This window comes from Nakamurella sp. (assembly GCF_048594475.1).
In the GTDB taxonomy this organism is placed as follows: Bacteria; Actinomycetota; Actinomycetes; order Mycobacteriales; family Nakamurellaceae; genus Nakamurella.
This window is the reverse complement of the sequence record NZ_JBMDXT010000165.1, coordinates 1-5,069: the sequence shown is the minus strand read 5'-3', so window position 1 is coordinate 5,069 and position 5,069 is coordinate 1. Positions and strand designations below refer to the sequence as shown.

The following is a 5,069-nucleotide window of genomic DNA, read 5'->3' as shown; positions in this document are numbered from 1 at the left end:
GCCGGGCTGTGTAGCCGCCCGGGGGTGGTGGCGCCGCGGGGGCGGGGGGGGGGGGGGGGGGTCGGCGGTCGTCAGGGGCGGGTGACGGCGGGCTCGCCGCGCAGCCAGACGCCGGCCACGTCGGCGGCGGTGGACAGGGCGAAGACGCGGGCCAGGGCGTCGACGGGGTCGGCGGCGTGCCGCAGGTTCACCGCGAGGGACGAGGTGGGCTCGGGCCGCAGCCAGACGGCGTCGAAGTCCTTGCCGACCGACAGATCGCCGACCCGCGAGGACAGCCCGAGCGCGCGGGCCCCGGCGTGGGTGGCCAGGTAGAGCAGGTGCACCGGGGTCAGGGGCAGCCCGTTCGTCCCGAGCAGCTGCTGCATGAAGTACGCCTGTAGGCCCTCCTTGAGCAGGAACAACCCGGTGCCGGCGCCGACGTCGCAGCCCAGGGCCACGCCGACCCCGTGCCGGACGTGCCGGGCCAGCGGGAACAGCCCGCTGCCCAGGGCCGAATTGCTGGTCGGGCAATGGGCGGTCCATGCCCCGGCCTCGCCCATCAGGTCCAGCTCGTGGTCGGTGGGGTGCACGTTGTGCGCGAACACGCTCCGGTCGGTCACCAGCCCGTGCCGGTGGTAGGTGTCGATGTAGTGGGCCGTCCCGGGGAACAGGTCGGCGACCGTCTGCACCTCGGCCAGGTTCTCGTTCACGTGCGAGGTGAACCGGATGTCACTGTCCGCCGGTCCCAACAGCTCCCGGCAGACGTCCAGCATCTCGTCCGAGGTGGACAGCGAGAACCGCGGCGTCACCGCATACCTGAGCCGGCCCTTGCCGTGCCAGCGGTCGATCAGCCGGCGCGAGGCCGCCAGGGCCTGCGCGGGGGTGCAGAGCAGATCGTCGCGCAGGATCCGGTCCGACAGCACGAGCCCGGTGGTCAGGTTCAGGCCCACGTCGGATCCGGCGGCGAACAGGATGTCCATGGCCGACTCGAAGTGCGACCCGAAGACCAGCGCGGTGGTGGTGCCGCCGCGCACGAGCTCGCCGAGGAACTCGCCGGCCACCTCGGTGGCGTACCCGGGATCGGCCAGGTTGGCCTCCTCCGGCAGGGCGCACTTCTCCAGCCAGTCGAGCAGCGGCATGCCCAGGCCGCCCATCGCCCGCATCTGCGGGTAGTGGACGTGGGTGTCGACGAAGCCGGGCAGCAGCAGACCCTCGGACAGCTCGACGACCGGCTCGCCGGGGTGGGCGGCCCGCAGGTCGGCGAACGATCCGCGCGCGGCGATGACGCCGTCCCGGACGAGCAGGCCGCCACCGGTCTCGACGCGCAACGCGTCGGCCGGGTCGCCGGTGAACGGATCGCCGGGGGTGTCGACGACGGTGGCGTGGTACAGGGTCACGTGCGTGCTCCGCTCGGGGTCGAGCCGGCCGGCCGGGCGGCCGGGGCGGCCTCCGGCGATCGGGAGAAACAGGACAGCAGGGCGGCGGCGACCGACACCGCGATCACCGCGGGCTCCTTGCCGGAGATCCCGGGAAGGCCGATGGGACAGGTGATCCGGTCGATGGCGGACGCCGGGTGCCCGGCCTCGGTCAGCCGGCGCCGGAAGCCCGACCACTTCGCCGACGACCCGATCAGCCCGATCGAACCGAGCGCGGGCAGCCGGAGCGCGGCGTCACACAGGGCGAAGTCCTCCGCGTGATCGTGGCTCATGATCAGCACGTGCGCGCCGCGGGGCAGCCGCTCCAGCAGTTGCTCGCCGAGCAGCAGATGGTGCACCGCCACGTCCGCGGCACCGTCGGTGATCGCCGCGAGCCGCAGCGGGTCCAGCTGGTCCTCGCGGGAATCGGCCAGCTCCAGCCGGATCTCCAGCCGGGACAGGATCCGGGCCAGTTCGTAGCCCACGTGACCCAGCCCGAAGATCGCGACCGTGGGCCGGGCCGGCATCGGTTCGAGCAACAGGGTCACCTCCCCGCCGCAGCACTGGCGGCCGTGGTCGTTGCGGGCGTGTTCGTTGAGCCGGGACACCTGGGTCTCCGGCTCGGTCACTCCGGACGAGATCATCTGCCGGGCCCGGCGACTGGCCACCGCCTCGAGGGTGCCACCGCCGACGCTGCCCCAGCTGTGCTCGGAGCCGACCACCATCTTGGCGCCGGCGTCCCGGGGCGCGTGCCCCCGGACGGAGACCACCGTGATCAGCACCCCGGGCGAGCCCTCGCGCCGCAGGTGGCTCAGCGCGTCCAGCCACTCCATCAGACGCCCGCCAGCTCCGCGGGTGCGGTCGACGGAGCGCTGCCGTTGGTCGTGGCGCCGGCTGCCCGGGCCTGGTCGACGGCCCAGTACACGGCCTCCGGCGTGGCCGGGCTGCCCAGATCGACCGGGTAGCCGGCCGGCCCGAACGCACCGGCCGCCGCGCGCAGCGCCTCGCGGACGGCGAAGGCCTCCATCAGCGGGGGCTCGCCGACCGCCTTGCTCCCGTACACCACCCCGGACTCGGTGGCCCGCTCGAACAGGTGCACGTGGAACTCCTCGGGCATCTCCGAGAAGCTCGGGATCTTGTAGGTGCTGGCCGCCTGGGTGTTGAGCCGGCCCCGGTGCGGGCCGTCGCCGGTATCCCAGCGCAGCTCCTCCAGGGTCAGCCAACCGGTGCCCTGCACGAAGCCACCTTCGATCTGCCCGACGTCGATCAACGGGGAGAGGCTGTCGCCGACGTCATGCACGATGTCCGCGCGCAGCAGCCGGTAGGCGCCGGTGAAGCCGTCGACCTCGACCTCGGCGCAGGCGGCGCCGTAGGCGAAGTACTTGAACGGCTCGCCCTGCATCCGGTTGGCATCCCAGTGCAGCCCGGCGGTGCGGTAGAAGCCGGCCGCCCACAGCTGCACCCGCTGGAAGTAGGCGTCGTGGCAGAGCTTTCCCCACTCGAGCTGCTTGTCGTGGAATCCGATTCCGGTGACCACGCCGTCGACGAACCGCACGTCGTCCGGGTGGATGCCGAGCTGGCCGGCGGCCACCGTGGCCAGCCGTTCGCGGATCTGGTCGCAGGCGTTCTTGACCGCACCGCCGTTGATGTCGGCCCCCGAGCTGGCCGCCGTGGCCGAGGTATTGGGCACCTTGTCGGTGCGGGTCGGCGCGAGCCGGACGTAGCTCAGCGGCACGCCCAGAGCGGTCGCCGCGACCTGGATCATCTTGGTGTGCAGGCCCTGTCCCATCTCCACGCCACCGTGGTTGATCAGCACGGACCCGTCCTTGTAGACGTGCACCAGCGCGCCCGCCTGGTTGAACGCCGTCAGGTTGAACGAGATGCCGAACTTCACGGGCGTCATCGCCAGGGCGCGCTTGACGTCCGCGTGGCCGGCGTTGAACTCGGCGATCGCGGCCTGCCGAGCGGTGACGCCGGCCTTCTCGCTCAGGGTGGACCAGATCGCCTCGAGCCGTTCCGCGTGCCGGACCGGCTGGCCGTACGGGGTCGGCTGGCCGGGGGAGTAGAAGTTGCGGCGGCGCAGCTCCTCCGGGGCGACCCCGAGCTGCGGGGCGCACCGGCCGAGGATGTCCTCGATCACGATCATGCCCTGCGGCCCGCCGAACCCGCGGAACGCGGTCTGGGACGTCTTGTTGGTCTTGGCGATCCGCCCGTGCACCTCGATGTCCGGGATCCAGTAGGCGTTGTCGATGTGGCACAGCGCGCGGGCCAGGACCGGCTCGGACAGGTCCAGGCTCCACCCGCCGTCGCTGGTCAGGGTGGCCGTCAGCGCCGTGATCCGGTGGTCGGCGTCGAACCCGACCTCCCAGGAGGCGTGGAACGGGTGCCGCTTGCCGGTCATCGTGATGTCCTGCGTGCGGTTGAGCCGCAGCAGGACCGGCCGGCCGGTGATCGTGGCGCCGAGTGCGGCGACCGCCGCGAATCCGTGCGGCTGCATCTCCTTGCCGCCGAACCCGCCGCCCAGGCGCAGGCACTGCACCGTCACCTCGTGGCTGGACAGGCCGAGCACGTGGGCGACGATCTCCTGCGTCTCGGACGGGTGCTGGGTGCTGGACTGGACGAACAGCTGCCCGCCCTCGTCGACCAGGGCGAGCGCGGAGTTGGTCTCCAGGTAGAAGTGCTCCTGGCCGCCGAACTCGAACTCGCCGCGGAACCGGTGGACCGACTCGGCCAGCCCGGTGGCCGCGTCGCCGCGGCTGACGGTCCGCTGCGCCCCCTGGAAGCTCTCGGCGGCGATCGCCTCGGCGATGGTCATCAGGGAGGGCAGCGGCTCGTACTCGACGACGATCGCCTCGGCCCCGAGGCGCGCGGCGTCCTCGGTCTCGCCGAGCACGTAGCAGACGGCGTGCCCGTAGAACATCACTTCGCTGGGGAACAAGGGCTCGTCGTGCTTGATGCCGGCGTCGTTGACGCCGGGCACGTCCTGCGCGGTGAGCACCTTGACCACGCCGGGCACGTCGTAAGCCGGGGTGACGTCCATCGCGGTGATCAGCGCGTGCGCGTGCGGCGCCTGCAACGGCCACGCGTGCAGCAGGTTCGGCGTCCGGTGGATCAGGTCGTCGGTGTAGAGCGCCTGCCCGGTGACGTGCAGGGGGGCCGCCTCGTGCGAGAGCGGCAGCCCGACCTTGGGGTTGTTGGGCCGGTCGGCCAGTGGGCCGTGGGCGACTGCCATGTCAGACACCAACCTTCGCGTTCTGGGCGTGGAACTTGCGCAATGACGTGCCGAGCATCGCCGTCCGGTAGGCGGCGCTGGCCCGGTGGTCGCTGATCGGGGTGCCCTCCTGGGCCAGCACCCTGGACGCCTCGGCGATCACCTTGGGCGTCCACGGCCGGCCGACCAGCGCGGCCTCGGTCGCGGTGGCCCGGATCGGCATCGCGGCAACCCCGCCGAGCCCGATCTTGATGTCGCCGATCGTCGACCCGTCCAGCCGCAGCGCGAAGGCGATGGCGACGCTGGAGATGTCGTCGAAGCGCCGCTTGGCGATCTTGTGGAACGCGGCCACCGGGGCCACCGGGGTCGGCACCACGATCGTCTTGATCAGCTCGTCCGGCCGCTTGACCGTGCGGCGGTAGCCGGTGAAGTACTCGCGCAGCGGCACCGTCCGCTCGCCCGTG

3 protein-coding genes and 1 pseudogene are annotated in these 5,069 nt (G+C 72.3%); all 4 read right to left on the bottom strand.

Features of this window, described 5'->3' with window-relative positions; genetic code table 11:
• Window positions 1-71: 71 nt before the first annotated feature.
• Window positions 72-1,376, bottom strand: a complete 1,305-nt coding sequence (locus ACOJUF_RS08405) for a guanine deaminase (RefSeq protein WP_420121408.1) — start codon at window positions 1,374-1,376, stop codon at window positions 72-74.
• Window positions 1,373-2,227 carry a xanthine dehydrogenase accessory protein XdhC gene (xdhC, locus tag ACOJUF_RS08400; protein WP_420121407.1) on the bottom strand — a complete coding sequence of 285 codons (855 nt, stop codon included), beginning with the start codon at window positions 2,225-2,227 and terminating at the stop codon, window positions 1,373-1,375. The genes ACOJUF_RS08405 and xdhC overlap by 4 nt, the downstream gene beginning before the upstream one ends.
• A complete protein-coding gene (gene xdhB, locus ACOJUF_RS08395; protein WP_420121406.1) occupies window positions 2,227-4,626 on the bottom strand; it encodes a xanthine dehydrogenase molybdopterin binding subunit in 2,400 nt (799 codons plus the stop codon). Before xdhB ends, xdhC begins: the two co-directional genes overlap by 1 nt.
• A gap of 1 nt (window position 4,627) precedes the next feature.
• Window positions 4,628-5,069 (bottom strand): annotated as a pseudogene (locus ACOJUF_RS08390) (xanthine dehydrogenase small subunit); the annotation flags it as partial.

What these genes read in the sequence shown, in the direction of transcription:
- xdhC (WP_420121407.1), bottom strand. Translation starts at nt 2,227, where the DNA reads ATGGAGTGGCTGGACGCGCTGAGCCACCTGCGGCGCGAGGGCTCGCCC.
- xdhB (WP_420121406.1), bottom strand. Translation starts at nt 4,626, where the DNA reads ATGGCAGTCGCCCACGGCCCACTGGCCGACCGGCCCAACAACCCCAAG.